Origin of the sequence: Peptoniphilus sp. oral taxon 836 str. F0141 (genome assembly GCF_000179335.1) — a bacterium.
In the GTDB taxonomy this organism is placed as follows: Bacteria; Bacillota; Clostridia; order Tissierellales; family Peptoniphilaceae; genus Peptoniphilus_A; species Peptoniphilus_A lacrimalis.
Map to the genome: position 1 here is coordinate 1 of NZ_AEAA01000008.1, position 2,816 is coordinate 2,816.

The 2,816-nt window shown below is 31.5% G+C and carries 1 protein-coding gene and 2 pseudogenes; 1 reads left to right on the forward strand and 2 read right to left on the reverse strand.

Translation table 11 applies throughout. From position 1 onward, the window contains the following. Positions 1-1,254: ABC transporter substrate-binding protein (locus HMPREF9131_RS00225; protein ID WP_009344710.1), on the reverse strand; the 1,254-nt coding region annotated here is incomplete at its 3' end. A gap of 12 nt (positions 1,255-1,266) precedes the next feature. Then, positions 1,267-2,521, reverse strand: a pseudogene (gene murA / locus HMPREF9131_RS00230) (UDP-N-acetylglucosamine 1-carboxyvinyltransferase). A 111-nt stretch (positions 2,522-2,632) separates the two neighbouring features. Between murA and HMPREF9131_RS00235 the strand changes: the two are divergent. Next, a pseudogene (locus HMPREF9131_RS00235) lies at positions 2,633-2,816 on the forward strand (aspartate aminotransferase); the annotation flags it as partial.

The following is a 2,816-nucleotide window of genomic DNA, read 5'->3' on the forward strand; positions in this document are numbered from 1 at the left end:
GAAAGGTTGATATAATTCGTAGTGAGTATCAATAATAGATGGATTCCAAGACATTATAAACATATTATGGTCTCCATTTTTTAAAGCATCCATAAAGGCTCCCCATTCAAGTCTTACCACTTTTAAATTTATACCAAAATCTTTAAGCTGGTCTTGCATCATTGTTGCAACATTTACTCTTGTTTGGTTATCAGAAACATAAATAGTCAGTTCACTATCATCTTTAATATTTGCCTTGGCAAATAATTCTTTGGCTTTTTCTATATTTTTATTATAGGGTTTGAGTTCACCAGCTAGGGAATATTTAAAATTTGGATTAACAGGACTTGATGCTAAAGTGCCACTGTTCATATAAACAGTTTTAAAAATTGATTCCATATCTATAGCATTAACTAGAGCTTGTCTTGCTATTTTATTATCAAAAGGTTTTTTTGCCATATTAAAACCTATGAAATGCACTGAATTGTCCATTTTTTTAAGAAGTTTTAAATCTTCATTTTCTTCAATACTTTTAATGTCATTAGGGTCAATTTTTAAAGCTAAATCCATACCTCCTGATTCAACTTCAATTAACCTTTGTGACGATTCAGGAATGACTTTCATTTCTATATTTTTATATTTAGGTTCAGCACCCCAATAATATTTATTATAAGAAAAATTTGCATGGTCATTTTGTACCCATTCGTCAAGAACATAAGCCCCCGTACCAAGACAATCTTTAGTTAAATCTCCACCATTTTCTACAAATTTCTTTGAAACTATTGAAACTGCAGGATGACCAAGTGCTTTTAGAAAAGTAGCATCAATTTCTTTTAGAGTAAACTTCAAAGTTCTATCATCTATTTTTTCATAAGAATTTTCATCTATTTTTCCGTAAAAAGTCTTGAATTGGTCGCTAGATGCTGCTCTCTTTAAAGAAAAAATTACATCTTCAACAGTTAAATCATCACCATTTGAAAATTTAATCCCTGGTTTTAAAGTTATTATAAAAGTTTGTGGATCTGGATTTTCAATTTTTTCAGCCAGAGAATTTACAAGGCTTCCATCAGGTTTTAATTCTACCAAAGTATCATAAACTTGATTTATAATATTAACTGAATAATCATCGTTAATTTGAGCAGTATCAATATTTTTGGCATCTTCAGATAAACAAACTCTCAATGTATCAGAATTATTTTTTGATTGAGAAGTATTTTTTCCACATCCTGTAAAAAATAACATGATTCCCAACATTAATACTATAATTTTTTTCATACAATCATCCTCTCAATCTGTTTCTATTCGTCTAATGTCAGCACCTATCTTGGAATTTTTCAACTATATTTTCGTATCCCCTATCTATATGGTAAATTTGTGAGATTTCTGTCTGTCCTTCAGCTACTAATCCGGCTAAAATTAGAGCAGCACCTGCTCTTAAATCAGTTGCATTTACTTTTGAGCCATACAATTTAGACTTGCCCAATATTATTGCTTCCCTATCAACAACCTTGATTTTTGCCCCCATTTTCTTTAATTCTTCAGCGTGCATAAATCTATTTTCAAAAACTGTTTCAATGATTGATGATTGACCTTCAGCCTGAGTTAGTAAAGCCATAAAAGGAGCTTGCATATCTGTAGGAAATCCTGGATGAGGAAGAGTTTTTATTTCAAATGGATAAATTTTTTCCTTACCTATAACTCTTACCTTATCATCATCTACTATAACTTCTGCCCCAGCTTCTTCAAGCTTTGCTAAAATTGGTTTCATATGATTTGTGATTACATTTTCTAAAAGAACATCTCCGCCAGTAATTGCCGGTGCTATCATAAAAGTACCAGCAACAATTCTATCAGGAATTATTTGATGGTAACATCCTTTCAATTTTTGAACTCCCTTTATTTTTATAGTTGAAGTTCCTGCACCTGTGATTTTAGCCCCCATCTTATTAAGAAAACTTGCTAAATCGACAATTTCAGGCTCCTTGGCACAATTTTCTATCAAAGTTTCTCCTTCAGCTAAAGTGGCAGTCATAATAATATTTTCTGTTGCACCTACTGACGGGAAATCTAAATAAATATTATTTGCTTGTAATTTATCAGCTTTAGCAGAAATATTTCCATGAGTCATTTCAACTTTTGCTCCTAAAGCTTTAAAACCTTTTAAGTGTAAATCTATTGGTCTTGAACCTATGGCACATCCGCCGGGTAAAGAATTAACAGCTTTGCCCATTCTTGCAAGTAGTGGTCCCATAACTAAGAATGATGCTCTCATTTTGCTCATAAGCTCATAATTTGTCTGATAACTTGTTAGATTTTTTGAATTAATAACAATTAGGTCTCCATCATATTTTACTTTAACCCCAAGTTCTCTTAGAACTTCAATCATTATTTCTACATCTTTTAATTTTGGTACATCTTCCAAAACTATATCTTCTGTTCCTAAAAGACAAGCTGCCAAAATAGGAAGTGCTGCATTTTTTGCCCCACCTATTCTTATTTTCCCTTTTAATGGGCCGCTTGGTCTGACTACTATCTTTTCCATTGCCCCTCCAAATTAGTTAGTGTTTTAATTATACCATATATATACCCCCTATAAATTACACTTTATTCATATATAAAAAATATGTTAAAATTACAAAAGGAGGAAAAAAGAATGAAAAATTTTATTGGAAGAAATTTTAGAAAAATCCCTGCATCTCCATTTTCAGATGACTATTCAAAAATATACAGAGATTTAATTGATTTTGGTGTGGGCGATCCTGATATAGAAACAGATAAAGGAATAATTGAAAGTATTTATAAGGCAGGTCTAAACGGTCAAACTCACTACACCGACC